Source organism: Nicoliella sp. ESL1149, from assembly GCF_058107265.1.
The window spans coordinates 1,136,650-1,153,368 of record NZ_JBYLUE010000002.1 but is presented as its reverse complement, the minus strand read 5'-3'; the positions used below and the strand labels follow the sequence as shown (position 1 = coordinate 1,153,368).

22 protein-coding genes are annotated in these 16,719 nt (G+C 33.6%); 1 reads left to right on the top strand and 21 read right to left on the bottom strand.

Annotated features, from left to right (window positions below; translation table 11 throughout):
• Positions 1–187 precede the first annotated feature (187 nt).
• A complete protein-coding gene (locus AC3B6G_RS05580; protein WP_489849410.1) occupies positions 188–676 on the top strand; it encodes a universal stress protein in 489 nt (162 codons plus the stop codon).
• A gap of 40 nt (positions 677–716) precedes the next feature.
• Here AC3B6G_RS05580 and AC3B6G_RS05575 read toward each other — a convergent pair whose 3' ends face one another.
• The 21 genes from AC3B6G_RS05575 to atpB form a co-directional block, all read right to left on the bottom strand.
• The gene (locus AC3B6G_RS05575; RefSeq protein ID WP_489849409.1) at positions 717–1,391 is read right to left on the bottom strand and encodes a hypothetical protein; all 675 of its coding nucleotides are present in this window, start codon (positions 1,389–1,391) and stop codon (positions 717–719) included.
• Positions 1,392–1,415: 24 nt separating this feature from the next.
• The gene (locus AC3B6G_RS05570) at positions 1,416–1,562 is read right to left on the bottom strand and encodes a helix-turn-helix transcriptional regulator (protein WP_489849580.1); all 147 of its coding nucleotides are present in this window, start codon (positions 1,560–1,562) and stop codon (positions 1,416–1,418) included.
• Positions 1,563–1,588: 26 nt separating this feature from the next.
• Positions 1,589–2,188, bottom strand: coding sequence for a DNA-3-methyladenine glycosylase I (locus tag AC3B6G_RS05565; RefSeq protein ID WP_489849408.1), 600 nt, complete (start codon positions 2,186–2,188; stop codon positions 1,589–1,591).
• Between the two features lie 54 nt (positions 2,189–2,242).
• Positions 2,243–3,346 carry a D-alanine--D-alanine ligase family protein gene (locus AC3B6G_RS05560; protein WP_489849407.1) on the bottom strand — a complete coding sequence of 368 codons (1,104 nt, stop codon included), beginning with the start codon at positions 3,344–3,346 and terminating at the stop codon, positions 2,243–2,245.
• 126 nt (positions 3,347–3,472) lie between these two features.
• On the bottom strand, positions 3,473–4,324 hold the full coding sequence (locus AC3B6G_RS05555) for a hypothetical protein (protein ID WP_489849406.1): 852 nt from the start codon (positions 4,322–4,324) through the stop codon (positions 3,473–3,475).
• Positions 4,317–5,186 carry an ATP-binding cassette domain-containing protein gene (locus tag AC3B6G_RS05550; protein WP_489849405.1) on the bottom strand — a complete coding sequence of 290 codons (870 nt, stop codon included), beginning with the start codon at positions 5,184–5,186 and terminating at the stop codon, positions 4,317–4,319. The genes AC3B6G_RS05555 and AC3B6G_RS05550 overlap by 8 nt, the downstream gene beginning before the upstream one ends.
• A complete protein-coding gene (locus AC3B6G_RS05545; protein ID WP_489849404.1) occupies positions 5,167–5,550 on the bottom strand; it encodes a GntR family transcriptional regulator in 384 nt (127 codons plus the stop codon). Before AC3B6G_RS05545 ends, AC3B6G_RS05550 begins: the two co-directional genes overlap by 20 nt.
• A gap of 105 nt (positions 5,551–5,655) precedes the next feature.
• Entirely contained in the window at positions 5,656–6,861 is a 1,206-nt protein-coding gene (locus tag AC3B6G_RS05540; protein WP_489849403.1) for an FtsW/RodA/SpoVE family cell cycle protein, read from the bottom strand.
• A gap of 27 nt (positions 6,862–6,888) precedes the next feature.
• Positions 6,889–7,107: a DUF2969 family protein gene (locus AC3B6G_RS05535; protein WP_489849402.1), complete on the bottom strand. Its 219-nt coding sequence runs from the start codon at positions 7,105–7,107 to the stop codon at positions 6,889–6,891.
• 30 nt (positions 7,108–7,137) lie between these two features.
• Positions 7,138–7,422 (bottom strand): membrane protein insertion efficiency factor YidD, encoded by a 285-nt coding sequence (gene yidD / locus AC3B6G_RS05530; protein WP_489849579.1) that lies wholly within the window; start codon positions 7,420–7,422, stop codon positions 7,138–7,140.
• Between the two features lie 7 nt (positions 7,423–7,429).
• Positions 7,430–8,437, bottom strand: a complete 1,008-nt coding sequence (locus AC3B6G_RS05525) for a rod shape-determining protein (protein ID WP_489849401.1) — start codon at positions 8,435–8,437, stop codon at positions 7,430–7,432.
• Between the two features lie 97 nt (positions 8,438–8,534).
• Complete coding sequence (murA, locus tag AC3B6G_RS05520; RefSeq protein WP_489849400.1) at positions 8,535–9,848, bottom strand: UDP-N-acetylglucosamine 1-carboxyvinyltransferase; 1,314 nt, start codon at positions 9,846–9,848, stop codon at positions 8,535–8,537.
• Positions 9,849–9,867: 19 nt separating this feature from the next.
• Positions 9,868–10,098, bottom strand: coding sequence for a DUF1146 family protein (locus tag AC3B6G_RS05515; protein WP_489849399.1), 231 nt, complete (start codon positions 10,096–10,098; stop codon positions 9,868–9,870).
• Positions 10,099–10,245: 147 nt separating this feature from the next.
• Positions 10,246–10,671, bottom strand: a complete 426-nt coding sequence (locus tag AC3B6G_RS05510) for a F0F1 ATP synthase subunit epsilon (RefSeq protein WP_489849398.1) — start codon at positions 10,669–10,671, stop codon at positions 10,246–10,248.
• 13 nt (positions 10,672–10,684) lie between these two features.
• Positions 10,685–12,094 carry a F0F1 ATP synthase subunit beta gene (gene atpD, locus AC3B6G_RS05505; RefSeq protein ID WP_489849397.1) on the bottom strand — a complete coding sequence of 470 codons (1,410 nt, stop codon included), beginning with the start codon at positions 12,092–12,094 and terminating at the stop codon, positions 10,685–10,687.
• A 21-nt stretch (positions 12,095–12,115) separates the two neighbouring features.
• A complete protein-coding gene (locus AC3B6G_RS05500) occupies positions 12,116–13,012 on the bottom strand; it encodes a F0F1 ATP synthase subunit gamma (RefSeq protein WP_489849396.1) in 897 nt (298 codons plus the stop codon).
• Positions 13,013–13,039: 27 nt separating this feature from the next.
• On the bottom strand, positions 13,040–14,566 hold the full coding sequence (gene atpA / locus AC3B6G_RS05495) for a F0F1 ATP synthase subunit alpha (RefSeq protein WP_489849395.1): 1,527 nt from the start codon (positions 14,564–14,566) through the stop codon (positions 13,040–13,042).
• Positions 14,567–14,596: 30 nt separating this feature from the next.
• A complete protein-coding gene (gene atpH, locus AC3B6G_RS05490; protein WP_489849394.1) occupies positions 14,597–15,142 on the bottom strand; it encodes an ATP synthase F1 subunit delta in 546 nt (181 codons plus the stop codon).
• Positions 15,143–15,646: a F0F1 ATP synthase subunit B gene (atpF, locus tag AC3B6G_RS05485; protein ID WP_489849393.1), complete on the bottom strand. Its 504-nt coding sequence runs from the start codon at positions 15,644–15,646 to the stop codon at positions 15,143–15,145.
• Between the two features lie 43 nt (positions 15,647–15,689).
• Entirely contained in the window at positions 15,690–15,902 is a 213-nt protein-coding gene (gene atpE / locus AC3B6G_RS05480; protein WP_489849392.1) for a F0F1 ATP synthase subunit C, read from the bottom strand.
• A gap of 34 nt (positions 15,903–15,936) precedes the next feature.
• On the bottom strand, positions 15,937–16,656 hold the full coding sequence (atpB, locus tag AC3B6G_RS05475) for a F0F1 ATP synthase subunit A (protein ID WP_489849391.1): 720 nt from the start codon (positions 16,654–16,656) through the stop codon (positions 15,937–15,939).
• Positions 16,657–16,719: the final 63 nt, after the last annotated feature.

Here is a 16,719-nt window from a genome sequence, read left to right as displayed (position 1 = left end):
ATTTTAATGGGCTGTTGCTCTTTTATTAGTCTTTTTATACAAAATATGATTTTTATTTCTGGGATATTATTCATTAGTTGTATGTTGATTATGGTATTTCAATTAACGATTGTTAAATTCTTCCCAAAATAGCTTTAATCTGGTTTTAAAATTTATCTGTAGTAAAATTAATTAATGAGGTGATACAATGTTAGGAAATTACCAAAACATATTAGTTCCAATTGATGGATCCAAATCTGCAAAATTAGCATTTGAAAAAAGCATTAAAATTGCCCTTAGTAACCATGCTTCTATTCACTTACTTCATGTTATCGACACTAGAGCTTTTCAAAACATTTCTAGTTTTGATAGTTCGATGCTAGATGAAGCAACTGCAAATGCCAAAGCAACATTGGAAAAATATGTTCAAGAAGCAAATCAAAAGAAACTCAACGATATTGATTATTCAATTGAATACGGTGCGCCAAAAACAATTATCTGTAAAAAAGCCCCTGAACAATACCAAAGCGATTTAATTATTATGGGAGCTACTGGTTTAAGTGCTATTCAAAGATTAGTTCTTGGATCAGTTACTGAATATGTTATTAAATTTGCTCCTTGCGATACTATGATTGTAAGAACAGATTTAGATAATAAACCAGTTTCATTCAAAAAGGATAAAAATAAGAAGCATTAATTTTTAACTCAAAAAGACTAGCCAAAATGGCTAGTCTTTTTTATTCAATCAATTGTTTAATTTCAGTATTGATTAATTCGGATACATTCTTGTTATTATATACGATTGCGACCCACTTTGCTTTTTCAAAACACGGATAGGCCTTATCCAAAAGATTTAGAAAATAATAAGCTTTGCCCATTAAATATTGAATCATGGCCATATTACAACTGGATTTTCGTTCAAGTAAATATTTGATAATCTTATTCCCAACGTTTACCACTAATTGATATTCTTCATATTCAGTCGATACCATCATTATATCAACATAAACTCTGGTGATTAATGGTAAATTAATCATTTCATAACTTAGACATTCTAATTGACGTAACGATTCCTCAACTAATTCAAAAGATGCTGTATTTGACTTCATTTTGAAAGCGGTCAAATTTAATCCTACATTCGCCCATACAGCATAAATTGATGGTTGTGATAGTGAACGACTAATCACTAACGTTAGCAATCGCAAAGCTTCACTATAATCTTGATATAAATGTAAAGCTAGTAACCCTTTATAACAATAATATCTAGTGATGTCTTCCGATTTATCATATTGACAAACATTAATGTTCATTATTTCTTGCGAAGCAGGAGTATAGGAATTATTTAAAATGTCATTTTCAATCTGAGATAAAATATCTCTTTTATGATATAAAGCATTATCTTCTTCACACATATTATATGGATTTAAATTTAATCGTTAACAAATTAAATTCATAACCTGAAAATTAGGACATCTATTATATTTTTCTATTCTACTAATTGTTCCTTGTGAGCAAATATTCTCAGCAAGTTCTTTTTGAGACAGTTTATCGTGAAGTCGTTTTTTGCGAATTAAATTTCCCATTATCTTAACGGGAGATTCTTTTAGGCTCATTTTTCGATTCCTTTCGGTAAATTATCATTTTCTTTAATTAAAGCAGAATATCTAAAACAATCAATTTCGTGATCATTAACAATTCCAGCGGCTTGAAGTAACGAATAGACCGTCACTGGACCAACTCGTTTAAAATTATTCAATTTAAGATCATGAACAAATGGCTTAATGAATTTAGAGTAATCATCGTTATTAACTCCTAAATTTAAATGATTTAAAGGTATATAGTTTACATGCTTCCATAATGTTTTACTCAAACTTTTATCATTATCATGTAGAATCAATATTGCTTTTGCATTTGCAACCGTAGCGATGATTTTAGCTTTATTTTGAATTATGTTTGCATTATTAATTAATTCACTAATCTTTTGTTGATCAAATTTTGATACTAGATGATAATCAAAATTATCAAATGCTTTACGGATACCACTACGATATTTTAATATCGTTGACCACGACAATCCCGCCTGAAAAATTTCTAATGTTAATAATTCAAAAAGCTTTTGTTCATCAAAACAAGGAGTTCCCCATTCTTTATCATGGTACTCAATCATTCTAGGATCATCATTTACCCAATGACATCTTTTTAAATTCAATTTTGTCACTCCTAATTATGGTCTATCCATAATTACGTAAATAACATTAATTTTCTATTTATCTAATGGAATAAAATCATGATGAATTGCTTTCTTCCGATCAAACTCTTTGATCGCTAAATCAATTAGCTTATCAATTAATTCAGTATAACTAATTCCAGATGCATTCCACAATTGAGGATATAAACTAATGTTAGTAAATCCAGGAAGTGTATTAACTTCTCCTAAATATGGTTTACCATCTTGAGATACTAAGAAATCGATTCTTGCCATTCCTTTAAGTCCGAGAGCCTTATATGCGTCCAATCCCATTTTAGTAATTTCTTGAGTCAATTCTTCTGGTAAATCAACTGGAATATTAAACTTAACAGCACTAGCATCAACAAATTTATTATCATAAGTATAAAAAGCATCATCCTTAGGAACTTCAATATTCCCTAACTTAGAAGCAATTGGATGCTCGTTTCCTAAAATTGAAATTTCTACTTCATCAGGATTATCAATTGATTCTTCAGCTAAAACTTTGTAGTCATATTTAAAAGCATCAGCTAAACTAGCTTTATATTCAGCTTCATTTGTAACCTTATGAATTCCAACAGATGAACCCTGATTAGCAGGTTTTAAGAAGATATGTTTGCTTAATTTTTTAGCTAGTTTATCATAAGACCAATCTTTTTCATTGTCCGGAGTTAATAATACATATTTAGTATTTTGAATTCCATATAAATTCATCATTTTTTTAGTAATATCTTTATCGTAAGACATTGCAGATTCAAGAATACCACTTCCAACATATGGTTTTTGAAGTAATCTAAACAATCCTTGAATCGTTCCATCTTCACCCAAGTTCCCATGAATCGTTGGGAAAAAGACATCAATATCCTTCACACTTCTTAAATTACTAATGTTAGCTAAAACATCGTGTGAATCAACATTTGCCATTGCTTGTTTAGCAACAGTGTCTTCATCTTCTCCATCAAAAACACGATGTGAATCTTCATTACTAAGTAAGTATCCGTTTTTAGTCATTAAGAAGAGGCTAACATCATACTTACTTTTATCCATTGCATCATAAATGTTATGTGCAGAACGCTTTGAAACATCATGTTCTGAAGAATTACCACCAAATACTAATGCAACATGTAATTTATCTGCCATTTTTTAACCATCCGTTCTTTTAATATTTCTCGAAACCTTATTATATCACATTATTAAATTGAAAAAGACCACAAATAAAAAAACGTCCTTAAATAGACGTTTATTTTTTTAAATTTTAAATTGAATTTATTTTAACAGGTTTTTGATTTGAATATGATCATTAAAGTAACGACTCAATAACAACATTATTAAATTAATTATCAATAAAGTAATTATCAAATGAATGGGATTTCCAACTGATGAAAATGTAATATGATTAGTTGTACTAGAAGTTGCAAAATTGATCATTCCACTGCCATCAGCGGTTTTATACGAAATTCCTAATGCATAACAAATCCAACTAAACATCGTTCCAAAGATTGATAAAACAAGTCCAAAATGAACTAATAAATAACTAAAGCCAACTATTAACATAATAATAGCAACAACTCCAATTGCCATTAGCCACTTTCTAAACCAACGAACGAACAATCCTAGAAATGTTATAAACATAGTCCAGAAAAAAGCATTTGTAATTATTAAGAGAAAAGTTACAATTACATTCAAAATGCCATTGAAAATCGCATTATGGAAATACCCATTATAAAAATTATAATAAATACTATTAATTAATCCTGTTTTTTTCATTGGTAAGTAAACTCCAAAATTTACAATTTCTGATATCATCGTTAAGAAAGTCGCCAACCAAACATAACTTATAATTTGTGATTTCCAGATTTCTTTTCGACTTAAACTAAATTGAATGCCTAGTTTAAATTGAGGATCATGCATGATCAGAATATAAAATATTATGAACGGTCCCATTATACTCAGCATTTCATTACTATTGTTAATAAACATGTTAAAAGTAATTCGATTACCAGAAAATAGATTGATTAATAGTGGAATTAATTCAGATACAACAAAAATTCCTATTTCCATAAAAAGGAGAATAAGAAAACCATCTTTTAACACATGTTTAAAAAAAGCTTTATTCATCCGCTTCTTCTCCCTTCGTAGTTTCGATAAACATCTTTTGGATACTCATTGAACCCAGATGAACAGTATCAGGCAAAATCTTATCATTATCTAATTTTCCATAGACATACTTTGTAATTGTATTGCCTAGTCGTTCCTCACCAATGACATTCAATCCATCAACATACTTATCAACATCCTCTTTCGGACCAGAAACAGTATGACAATTATTTCTAACCACATCTGCATCCGAATTAATAATAACTTTATGATTATTTATCATAACAATTTGATTTAACATTTGTTCAATTTCACCTATCAAATGCGTCGAGATTACAAAACAACGAGGCCGATCAATATAAGTTTGAATCATTTCTTCATAGAAAATAGATCGATTATTTGCATCTAATCCTGAAATTGGTTCATCTAACAAAACAAATTCAACAGGAATGCAAAAAGCAATTATAATCTCAACAATTTGTTTATATCCGGTTGATAAAGCTTTCAATTTTTTATTTACATCTAACTTAAATCGTTTGATTAATCTTTGAGCTAAATTATGATCAAAAGAACCATATATTTTTTCACTGAGATTAAATAATTTCTTGATTTTAATTGTATCAGGATACAAATCATCGCCATTCATTAAAAAAATTTGTGACAAAGCCTGTGGATTTTCTTTTACATCTTGATCATCAATTTTAATCGTTCCAGTTTCACTGAATAAACGGTTCGTAATTAGATTCAATAAAGTAGATTTCCCAGCCCCATTTCGGCCTAATAAACCATAAATGCCCGGAGTTTTGAACTGGACACTAATATTATTTAAAACTAATTTTTTATGGAATCTTTTACTCAAATGATCAACCTTTAATGTTGTCATCGTGATACCCCCGTTCTACTAATTTAATTAAATCAGGTAATGATAAATCCAATTTCAACGCTTCATTAACTAGATTAACAACATAATGATCATAAAAAGAATTTCGTCGTTGCTTTTTAATTTTTTCTTGAGCATCAGCTGTAACGAAAGTTCCTAATCCACGATGTTTTTCTAGTAACCCATTATCAACACAAATGTTCATTCCTTTTAAAACCGTTGCTGGATTGATTTTAAATTGTTTTGAAATTTCAGTTGTTGATGGAATCTGTTCTTGTTCTTTAAAATCACCAATAAAAATAGCTTCTGTAATTTGCTCAGCAACTTGTAAGAATATTGGTTTTGCACTATTAAAATCAAAATGCATTCATATCACTTCCAGTATTTATCCAGTTAGTTAATGGTGTAACTAACTATATCAAAAATAATTCATAAAAGCAATTAAAAAAAGCCCTCAAAGAGGACTTTATTATTATGAAAAGCCTTTATCGTCACGGCTAAACATATCACTATGATTATGATATTGCATTGACATAATTAATCCAATTCCCATCATATTACCAATCAAAGATGAACCTCCCTGACTAATAAATGGTAATGGAATCCCAGTCAATGGTAATAATCCGATACTCATTCCAATATTTTCAAAAACGTGGAATAAAATCATCATAATAACACCAGTAGAAATATAGGCATAAAAAACATTTCTTGTCTGAAACGTTACTCGAATCATTTGATAGATTAATAAGAAATATAAAAAGATCAATAAACATCCACCAACAAATCCAAAGTTTTCTCCAATTACTGAGAAAATCATATCAGATTCTCGCACTGGAACATAAACATGAGAAACGTTAAAACCAGTCCCAGTCATTCCACCTGAACCAACAGCTTTAATACTTTGCCAAAGTTGATAACTTTGATTTGATGTATCACCTGAGGGATTTAACCAAGTATCAATTCGTTGAAATTGATACGATTGAAATCCTAAATGGGTCAAAATATTTCGCCCAGCCGTAGTGGCAACCAACACTAAAGCAGTTGCTCCTAGTGCTGCAACTCCACCATACAATGGTGCTAGTATTTTCCACGTGATTCCAGATAAAATAATAATTCCGGCTAAAATTGCAACGAAAACTAAAATTGTTCCAAAATCATTTTGTAATTTCATTAAAATGATGATTGGTAATGTCCATAAAATCAACTTTCCCAATAGTACAAAATCATTATGAACATTATGTTGAACTGAGCTATTATGTTCAACACAAATTTTAGATAACATTAAAATATATGCTGGTTTCATAACTTCTGAAGGTTGAAATGTGAATGGCCCAATTGCAAACCAGTTCTTAGCACCAGTTTGGACTGCATAAGCACGACTGTAAAAGAACAGGACTGCGACAAGCAAAAATATTCCTACTCCGTAAGCAATAGGGGCTAATCTCCATAATTGTTCGGAATCAAATTGCATAATAACAAAGATTGCAACTGCCCCAATCACATACCATACTAATTGAGGTAATACTTTGGACAGAACACTAGCGTTACTATTATCGTGGACGACTGCTACATAAATAGAAGCTAATCCAACCAATGCTAACATTAAAACACAGAAAATAATTCCCCAATCAATTCGATTATCAACGTCTTCAATACTACTTTCCGGTTTACTACTCATGGGGAGCCCCCTTATCTTCATTATTTATTATTTGTGTAAATTATATTCGCTCAACAGTAATTGAACGCCTTCATTGACATCTTTAACATGATAAGAGTTGTTACGCCAAGATTCGGCTGTCAACTTATCATTAACTTCTTTAATTTCACCGACAAACTTTTTACCGATTTTTAACTCTTCAATTTCATTACCATGTCGATCAGTTTTAGAAATCAATTGAACTTCAACTTCATTATTATTGCTCAAAAACTCAACCTCCTTAAAAAAGGTAGCCGATTAGTTTCGGCTACCTAATTTCATTAAATGACGATAGCGATTCTCAGCTTTTTTATTCCTAAAAATCGTAAAATAACGTGGAACTGGATCATATCCTCCATGAACAAAAGGATTACACCGAACGATTCGGGCAATTCCCATTATTAAACCTTTAACCACTCCATGGCGATGTAACGCTTTAACCATGTATTGAGAACAAGTTGGATAGTATCGACAACTCTTAGGTAATATGGGTGATATAAATCGCTGATAAAAATGGATAAATCCAATCATTATCGACTTCAAAAACATTTTATTCTTTCTTGGACTTCGTATTATCTTTTGTGATATGTTCTAATAATGCTCCTGCACCCTTAGCAACATTATCCAATGGATTTTCAGAAATAATAACTGGAACCGTAAGTTCATCAGAAATTTTTTGATCAATATTTTTAAGGAGTGCTCCCCCACCTGTTAACATAATTCCACGATCAACAATATCAGAAGCTAATTCTGGTGGAATTACTTCAATCACACTCTTAGCAGCAGCAATAATTTGGTTAACAGTGTCTTTAAGAGCATCGACAATTTCATTACTATCAATTTCAATTGAGCGAGGCATCCCACTAACAGCATCACGACCACGAACTGTCATTTTTTGAACTTGATCAGCAGGAACTTCCTTGGCACTACCAATCTTAATTTTAATCTTTTCAGCGGAGTGTTCACCAATTAAGAGATTATGTTTTTCTTTAATGTATGCAACAATATCCGCATTCATGTGGTCACCAGCAACCCGAATTGACTTACTAGCAACAATGTCACCTAATGATAGAACTGCAATATCACTAGTTCCGCCACCCATGTCAATAACCATATTACCACGGGGTTGAAAAATGTTCATTCCTGCACCAATTGCAGCCACCTTGGGTTCAGCTTCAAGATAAACTTTTCCACCACCTGATTTTTCAGCAGCTTGGATAATTGCTTTTCTTTCAATATTCGTAATATTAGTAGGCGCACAAATCATAATTTTAGGTTTGGACATGAATCCCTTAACATTTAACTTATTGATAAAGTATGAAAGCATTTCCTCAGTCACATCAAAGTCTGAAATAACCCCATTCTTTAACGGACGAATAGCTCTAATGTTACTTGGAGTTCTACCTACCATTCGGTAAGCTTCAGTCCCCACAGCTAAAACCTTATCATTTCTAACGTCAACAGCGACAACGGAAGGTTCATTTAAAACGATTCCCTTTCCTGCTACATAAATTAGGACATTTGCTGTTCCTAAATCGATGCCAATATCTTTTGCCATCAGTGTTTCCTCCTGATCAATACTTATTTCTCTTTCAATTATACCATATTTAAAACACAAAAATGGGAAAGCAAATTTCTTTCCCGTGTTTTTACTATTATTCTTGCAAATCCTTAACTTCATCTAAATTGATGCTTTCTTTATCCATCACATCAACTCTTTTAATTGTGGCTCCTAATTTAGCCAATTTACCGTGCAAATTATAATAACCACGATCAACATATTGAAGATTACGAACTTGAGTAATTCCCTTTGCTACTAAACCTGCAATTACTAAAGCAGCTCCAGCTCTTAGGTCAGTTGCCGCAACTTCAGCTCCACTAAATTGAGTTGGTCCCTCTAAAATAGCAGTTCGGCCATTTATATCATATTTAGCGTTCATTCTACCTAATTCTGCTAAATGCATAAATCGATTTTCAAAAACGGTTTCAGTAATCGTACTACTCCCATTTGCTAAGAGTTGAAGAACCGTCATTTGAGGTTGCATATCAGTTGGAAAACCAGGATAGGGAAGAGTCTTAACGTCAACAGGTTTTAAATGATCCGTTCCAATCACTCTAATTCCAGCTTCGCTAATATTAACTGTTACTCCCATTTCACGCATCTTAGCTATCAATGGTAAGTTATGTTCAGGAATCGCATTTTTAACAAGCACGTCTCCATTGGTTGCCGCAGCAGCAATCATAAAAGTCCCTGCTTCTATTCTGTCCTGAACGATCGAATGTTGACAACCGTGCATATGAGAAACCCCAATCACTTTAATCGTATCAGTTCCAGCACCAGTGATTTTAGCCCCCATTTGATTTAAAACAGTTACTAAATCAACAATTTCAGGTTCTCTTGCAACATTTCTAATTACAGTTGTTCCTTCAGCCATTGTGGCAGCCATAACTATATTTTGTGTAGCTCCAACACTTGGAAAATCAAGATAGATATTTGCACCATGTAATCCATTTTTAGCAATTGCTTCAATGTTACCGTTATTTTGAGTAATCTCAGCACCCAGTGCTTCAAAACCCTTTAAATGTAAGTCAATAGGTCTAGAACCAATCGCACAACCACCAGGTAATGCAACTTTAGCATGACCTAATCTTGCTAATAATGGTCCCATCACAACGATAGAAGCTCTCATTTTTGACACATATTCTAATGGTGCTTCATATGATAATTTGTGTGAAGCATCGATAACGATTCTGTTACTTGTTTCATCAAAATCTAAATCAACATTCAAAAACTTCAAAACTTCATTCATCATATGAACATCAGATAATAAAGGGACATTATCTAAAACTGTTTCACCCTTTTCACCTAAGATAGTAGCAGCTAAAATAGGTAAAACTGCATTTTTAGCTCCTTCAATTTCAACTTCACCTTTAAGACGGTTTCCACTTTCAACAACGATTTCTTGCAATATCAAAACCTCCTAGAATCTACTTTAGCAAGAATTGCAGATCAATAATACTATTAATAATACTTAAGAAAAAAGAACTACATAAATATCCTAAAGCAATGGAAAGCAAAACGATCAACATTTTACCTTGAACGTAATACATTTTCAAATGTTTTTCTAAATGGATATTTTGGATAACGTTAAAAGCGATTAGAATGAAAAATAAATGACTAAATAACGTTAGCAAAGCAATAATCCCAGTACTATTCATAATAAATTTCCTTTGTTTTTTAATGTTATTATCTTTAATTTAAATTTATTCATATTGTAATAATATTAATTACAATAAGATTAATTATAACATTAAAAAAAAGAGTGATGCAAAGATATTAATATCTTTACATCACTCTTAATGAATTTATTTTTTAGCAACATTAATTCGGTTAATTGCCCGTTGAAGTGAAACTTGAGCACGATCCATTTCATCAGCATCATGCTTTTCTTTCGCCTTGTTAATTGTTTGTTGAGCACGCTCTTTGGCACGGGCAGCACGATCAACATCAATATTTTGAGGTAATTCCGCACTATCCGCAACAATTGTTGCAATATTATCAGAAAATTCAACAAAACCACCATTAACGGCAATAATATCAGTTGAACCATCTTTTTTTTCAACTTTAGCAGCATCAACATTTAAAGATGCAATAACAGGGACATGATTAGCCATGATACCCATTTGACCACCCTTCGTATGAAGAATAAGTAAACGAACATCATCTTGGTTATAAACCGTACCATCAGGAGTAACGATACTAACGGTCAATTCTGATTTGCTATCAGCCAATTAGAACCCCTCCTTAATTTGCTTTTTGCTCCATCTTTTTAGCATTAGCAACAACGTCTTCAATACCACCACAGTTTCTAAATGCATCTTCAGGTAAGTTATCATACTTACCATCTAAAATACCTTCGAAACTATTGATAGTGTCTTCAACTTTAACATACTTACCAGGTAACCCAGTAAATTGTTCAGCAACACTAAAGCTTTGAGATAAGAAGAATTGAATACGACGAGCACGGTTAACAATCGTCTTTTCTTCATCAGATAATTCATCCATACCTAAGATAGAGATGATATCTTGAAGTTCACGGTATCTTTGTAATACTTGTTGAACTTTATTTGCAACTTCATAGTGTTTTTGACCAACGATTTCTGGAGTTAAGGCAGTTGATGTAGAAGCCAATGGATCCACAGCAGGGTAAATACCTTGTTGAGTCAAAGAACGAGTCAAGTTAGTGGTTGCATCTAAGTGCGCAAAAGTAGTAGCTGGAGCAGGGTCGGTATAATCATCGGCAGGAACATAAACGGCTTGAATCGATGTAATCGCACCATTCTTAGTAGAAGCGATACGTTCTTGGAGTTGACCCATTTCAGTAGCTAACGTTGGTTGATAACCAACTGCAGATGGGATACGGCCTAACAATGCAGAAACTTCTTGTCCAGCTTGAGTATAACGATAAATGTTATCAATAAATAACAAAACGTCTTGCTTAGCTGCATCACGGAAGTATTCAGCAATAGTTAAACCAGTCAATGCAACCCGCATACGTGCACCAGGTGGTTCGTTCATTTGACCATAGACTAGGGCTGTTTGTTTCAAAACTCCAGAGTCTTTCATTTCAAAGTACATATCATTACCTTCACGGGTCCGTTCACCAACACCGGTGAAGACGGAAATACCGTTATGACCTTGGGCAATGTTATGAATTAATTCTTGAATTAAAACGGTTTTACCAACACCGGCACCACCGAATAATCCAACCTTACCACCACGAATATAAGGTGCCAGTAAGTCAATAACTTTGATCCCAGTTTCTAGAACTTCAGTAGAGTTGCTCAATTCATCGTAAGCTGGTGCTGAACGGTGAATTGGCCAACGTTCTGCATCTGGACCAAAGTCAGGACCACCATCAATTGGGTCCCCTAAGACATTGAAAACACGACCAAGTGTATCTCTACCAACAGGTACTGAAATTGGCGCACCAGTATTGACAACATCCATTCCACGACGTAAACCATCAGTTCCGTCCATGGCAATGGTTCTAACAATACCGTCACCTAATTCCAACATAACTTCGGTAACTAATACATGATCATCACTAATTTTAATATCTAAAGCAGTATTAATATCAGGTAAGCTTTCGTCATTAGGGAATTCAACGTCAATAACTGGTCCAATAACTTGGATAATTTTACCAGTCTTCATAACTTGTTAATTCCTCCCATCTTAATGCTTCAAGGCTTCCTGACCACCAACAATTTCAGTAATTTCTGTTGTGATGGCAGCTTGCCGAGCTCGGTTATATTGTAATTGTAGTTGTTGAATCAAATCTTCCGCATTATCGGAAGCCGTTCCCATTGCTTGAGAGCTTTGAGCATGTTCAGAAGTTTTCGCATCCAAAATTGCTCCAAAAATTAAACCCTCCGTATATTGAGGAATAATTACATCTAATACTTCACCCTTATCAGGTTCCACATCATACTCTGCAGTAACTTCACGATGTTCAACGTCACCACTCTTACCTTTATCCATTGCACTGCTATCCATTGGAAGCATTTGCTCAGCACGGAAGTCTGAAGAAATTCGGTTGACAAAATGACTATAACAAACATAAAGTTTGTTAAACAAATGATTTTTATACATATTCATAACAGTTGTAACGATTTCCTTAACCTCTTTAAAGGAAGGAATATCAGAAACATTCCGATATTCATATGCAACGTTAGCACCACGCTTCTTATAGAAGTCAGCACCATTTCCACCAACAGCTAAGACCATATAGTCATCTTTATTGGGGGTTGTTTTTTCAATAAATTCATTTGTGCCACGAATAATATTACTATTATAACTACCAACCATTCCACGATCAGATGTGATAACTAAATAGGCTGTTTTACCTTTTTTGTTATCACCATCACTTGAAGAATTAACTTGATCTAATAAATGACTTTTAGATAGATGTACTACAACTGCTTTAACTCGTGAGACGTAATCTTCATATTGAACTGCTTTCTTTTGGATTTGGTTTAACTTCGCAGTTTGAACCATTTCCATTGCAGTCGTAATTTGATGGGTCTTTTTAGTTGAAGCAATACGATGCTTAACATTACTAGTTGATGCCATTCATTCTCACCATCCCTTCAAGTTTAATTATTTATTATCTGATGCAGATTCACTTGGTTGAAAGTTATCAGCGAATTCCTTGATTGCTGAATCCATCTTGTTAGTGTCTGGTAATTTACCAGTCTTAACAATTTCTTCTAAGAGATCATTATGTTGAGCCTTAAAGAAATCAATGACTTCAGTTTGATATCTAGCAATATCGCTAATCGCAACTTTGTCTAAGTATCCGTGTGTTAAACAGTAGAGAACAAGAACTTGTTGTTCAACTGCCATTGGTGAATGAAGTGGTTGTTTAAGAACTTCAACAGTTCTAGCACCACGATCCAACTTAGCCTTAGTAGCATCATCCAAATCAGAACCAAATTGAGCAAATGATTCCAATTCATGATATGAAGCTAAATCAAGACGTAAGGTACCACCAACTTGCTTCATTGCTTTAATTTGTGCATCACCACCAACACGGGAAACAGAAGTTCCGGCATCAATCGCTGGACGGACACCTGCATAGAACGAATCAGCGTTCAAGAAGATTTGTCCATCAGTAATTGAAATAACGTTAGTTGGGATATATGCAGAAACATCACCGGCTTGGGTTTCAACGATTGGTAAAGCAGTCATTGAACCACCACCAAGTTTATCGTTCAACTTAGCAGCACGTTCTAGTAAACGTGAATGCGTATAGAAAATATCACCAGGATAAGCTTCACGACCAGGAGGACGACGAAGAATCAATGATAATTCACGATAGGCATTAGCTTGTTTAGTTAAATCATCATAGATGATTAACACGTGGCCACCCTTGTTCATAAAGTATTCACCCATTGCGGCACCGGCATAAGGAGCGATGTATAACAATGGAGCTGGTTCAGAAGGACCAGCAGAAACAATGGTCGTATAATCCATTGCTCCATACTTTTCAAGAGTAGCTTGTAAACCACGAACAGTAGAATCCTTTTGACCAATTGCAACGTAAATACATTTCATATCTTGACCCTTTTGGTTCAAAATTGTATCCACAGCAATTGACGTTTTTCCAGTCTTACGGTCACCGATAATCAATTCACGTTGACCACGACCAATAGGTACTAACGAGTCAATAGCTTTAATCCCAGTTTGAAGTGGTTCATTAACACTTTGACGTGCCATGATGCCGGGAGCTTTATGTTCAATTGGACGAGTATCTTTTGTTTCAATATCGCCTTTTCCATCGATTGGTTGACCTAACGCATTAACAACTCGTCCGATCATACTTTCCCCTACAGGAACTTCCATGATCTTACCAGTTCTTTTTACTGTGTCTCCTTCTTCAATGTTATCAAAACGGCCTAAAACAACAATACCAACTTCATTGCTTTCTAGGTTTTGAACCATTCCATAAGCTCCGTTTTCAAACTTGAGCAACTCGCCAGATAATGCATTATCTAAACCGTGGGCACGGGCAATCCCATCACCAACGTAAGTAACAGTACCGGTTTCTTGTTCTTGAAGTTCATCATCATAACCAGCAAGTTGCTTTTTGATTAATGCACTAATATCTTCAGCTTTCATGCTCATAAAAGTTTTCACCTCTTCAAATAGATATCGTTATTTCAATAGAAGATCTTTGACGTTTTGAATCTTAGATTTTACACTTCCGTCAAATATAACATCGGATGATTTAATAATTAAACCACCGATTATACTTTCATCAACAATGTTGTTAAAAATCACAGTATTGGCGTCAACACGCTTGCCAAAGGCAGCTTTTAGACGTTCCAATTCATCATCTGATAATTTAACAGCACTGATTAAATCAGCATGGACGATTTTTTTTGCTTTATCATAATCATTATTAAATTGATCAATGATATCAACCATTTGATCAGTTCTTTTAATTTGATAAACAACGTTAATCAAGTTTTTAACATATTTGTTATTAGCGTTATCAACCAATGGTTGCACTAATTGTTTTTTACTATCTTCGGAAAGATTATTGTTACTTAATGTAGAACCTAATGCAGGATTAGCTTCAAAAACATCCTTGACTGCTTCTAATTCATCATGAGCTTCGTCAAGTTGGTTGTTAGAATCTAACAAATCAAAAAGTGCTTTTGCATAACGTTTAGCAAATGTAATTCGATCTAGACTCATTTACTTCCCCAACCTTTCGATATAAGAATCAATTAAATCCTTTTGATCATCAGCATTTAATTCTTTCTTAATGATTTTAGAAGCAATTTCAATAGATAAGTCAGCAACATCGTTCTTAGAATTAGCTAAGACATCTTTACGTTCTTGTTCAATACTCTTGTGAGCAGCATCCTTAATTTGTTGTGCTTCAGCGTTAGCATCATCAACAATCTTATTTTGTTGTTGTTGACCACTAGCCTTAGCATTACTGATAATGGTGCTTGCTTCTGTATGAGAATGAGCTAAAGCATCTTGACGTTCTTGAGCTAACTTTTCAGCATCTTGACGTGATTTTTCAGCAGAATCAATGTCGTTAGTAATCTTGTCTCCACGTTCTTTTAACATTTTGTTTAGAGGTTTCCAAGCAAAAATCTTAATTAAGTACATCAAGATTAAGAAGATTACAATATAATAAATCATTGATCCGACAGGTAAATCGGATGCCATTAACAATGGTGAAAGCATCTATTGACACCTCCTTTGACGTCAAAATAAAATGATCTATTAACTACTTGTTCATTACGATAAATGCAATAACAAGAGCTAAAATTGGCATAGCTTCAACTAAACCAATACCAATAAACATCCAAGTACGTAATGGACCGGCCATTTCTGGTTGACGAGCCATACCTTCAAGCATTTTTGAAACAACGATACCATCACCGACACCACCACCAATAGCGGCTCCGGCCATAGCAATACCAGCAGCAATTGCTCCCATAGTTAAAATCCTCCTTAAATATTAAATACATGTTTTATTCAGTTTCAATCTTATCAGAGATATAAACTGATGTTAAGGTTACAAAGACAAAGGCTTGGATACTACCAATGAAAATTGAGAATCCTACCCATAGTAATTCAAGAGGTGCCATCCCCACATATCCTAAAATTCCATGTGATGAAGCAACTCCACCGATCAATGTTAATAACATTTCACCGGCGAAGATGTTACCAAAGATACGAAGACCTAACGTTAAGAAGTTAGCAAATTCTTCGAAGATGGCAATTGGCAACCAAACCTTGAATGGTGATAGGTAAGTATTAGAGAAGTATTTCTTAAACCCTAATTTCATAACCCCAGCATAATGCGCAATAACCATAACAGTCATTGCAAAAGTTAAAGTTAAAATTGGATTGGCAGTCGGACTCTTGATATAAGTTACTCCGTTACCACCCTCAATTTGAAGGGCAAGTCCAATCATATTTGAAATGAACAGAAACGTAAATAACGTAAACGATAATAGACTGTAAGAGTTAGCATCTTCACGATTCATAACTCCACGGGGAATACCATTTGTAAAGTCGGCTAACCACTCTAATATCAGTTGTTTTTTACCAGTAGGTCTTACTTGAAGATTCCTAGAAATCGTAAAAACAAAAATGAATACTAATGCTGCCGCAAAAGTAACAGCAACCATACTCCCAATATCAAAGGTTAATCCAAGAAACTTAAAGGTGGAAATTGGTTCATTCAATAAATTTCACCTCTTTTCATGCAACCCTTCTAATTATAATACACCAAACATCCAAAAAATGTA

Bases quoted from the DNA above. Each gene is read 5' to 3' on its own strand.
- AC3B6G_RS05580 (WP_489849410.1), top strand. From the start codon at position 188: ATGTTAGGAAATTACCAAAACATATTAGTTCCAATTGATGGATCCAAA.
- AC3B6G_RS05575 (WP_489849409.1), bottom strand. From the start codon at position 1,391: ATGTGTGAAGAAGATAATGCTTTATATCATAAAAGAGATATTTTATCT.
- AC3B6G_RS05570 (WP_489849580.1), bottom strand. From the start codon at position 1,562: ATGGGAAATTTAATTCGCAAAAAACGACTTCACGATAAACTGTCTCAA.
- AC3B6G_RS05560 (WP_489849407.1), bottom strand. From the start codon at position 3,346: ATGGCAGATAAATTACATGTTGCATTAGTATTTGGTGGTAATTCTTCA.
- AC3B6G_RS05555 (WP_489849406.1), bottom strand. From the start codon at position 4,324: ATGAATAAAGCTTTTTTTAAACATGTGTTAAAAGATGGTTTTCTTATT.
- AC3B6G_RS05550 (WP_489849405.1), bottom strand. From the start codon at position 5,186: ATGACAACATTAAAGGTTGATCATTTGAGTAAAAGATTCCATAAAAAA.
- AC3B6G_RS05545 (WP_489849404.1), bottom strand. From the start codon at position 5,550: ATGCATTTTGATTTTAATAGTGCAAAACCAATATTCTTACAAGTTGCT.
- AC3B6G_RS05540 (WP_489849403.1), bottom strand. From the start codon at position 6,861: ATGAGTAGTAAACCGGAAAGTAGTATTGAAGACGTTGATAATCGAATT.
- AC3B6G_RS05525 (WP_489849401.1), bottom strand. From the start codon at position 8,437: ATGGCAAAAGATATTGGCATCGATTTAGGAACAGCAAATGTCCTAATT.
- AC3B6G_RS05515 (WP_489849399.1), bottom strand. From the start codon at position 10,098: ATGAATAGTACTGGGATTATTGCTTTGCTAACGTTATTTAGTCATTTA.
- atpD (WP_489849397.1), bottom strand. From the start codon at position 12,094: ATGAAGACTGGTAAAATTATCCAAGTTATTGGACCAGTTATTGACGTT.
- AC3B6G_RS05500 (WP_489849396.1), bottom strand. From the start codon at position 13,012: ATGGCATCAACTAGTAATGTTAAGCATCGTATTGCTTCAACTAAAAAG.
- atpA (WP_489849395.1), bottom strand. From the start codon at position 14,566: ATGAGCATGAAAGCTGAAGATATTAGTGCATTAATCAAAAAGCAACTT.
- atpH (WP_489849394.1), bottom strand. From the start codon at position 15,142: ATGAGTCTAGATCGAATTACATTTGCTAAACGTTATGCAAAAGCACTT.
- atpF (WP_489849393.1), bottom strand. From the start codon at position 15,646: ATGCTTTCACCATTGTTAATGGCATCCGATTTACCTGTCGGATCAATG.
- atpE (WP_489849392.1), bottom strand. From the start codon at position 15,902: ATGGGAGCAATTGCTGCTGGTATTGCTATGGCCGGAGCCGCTATTGGT.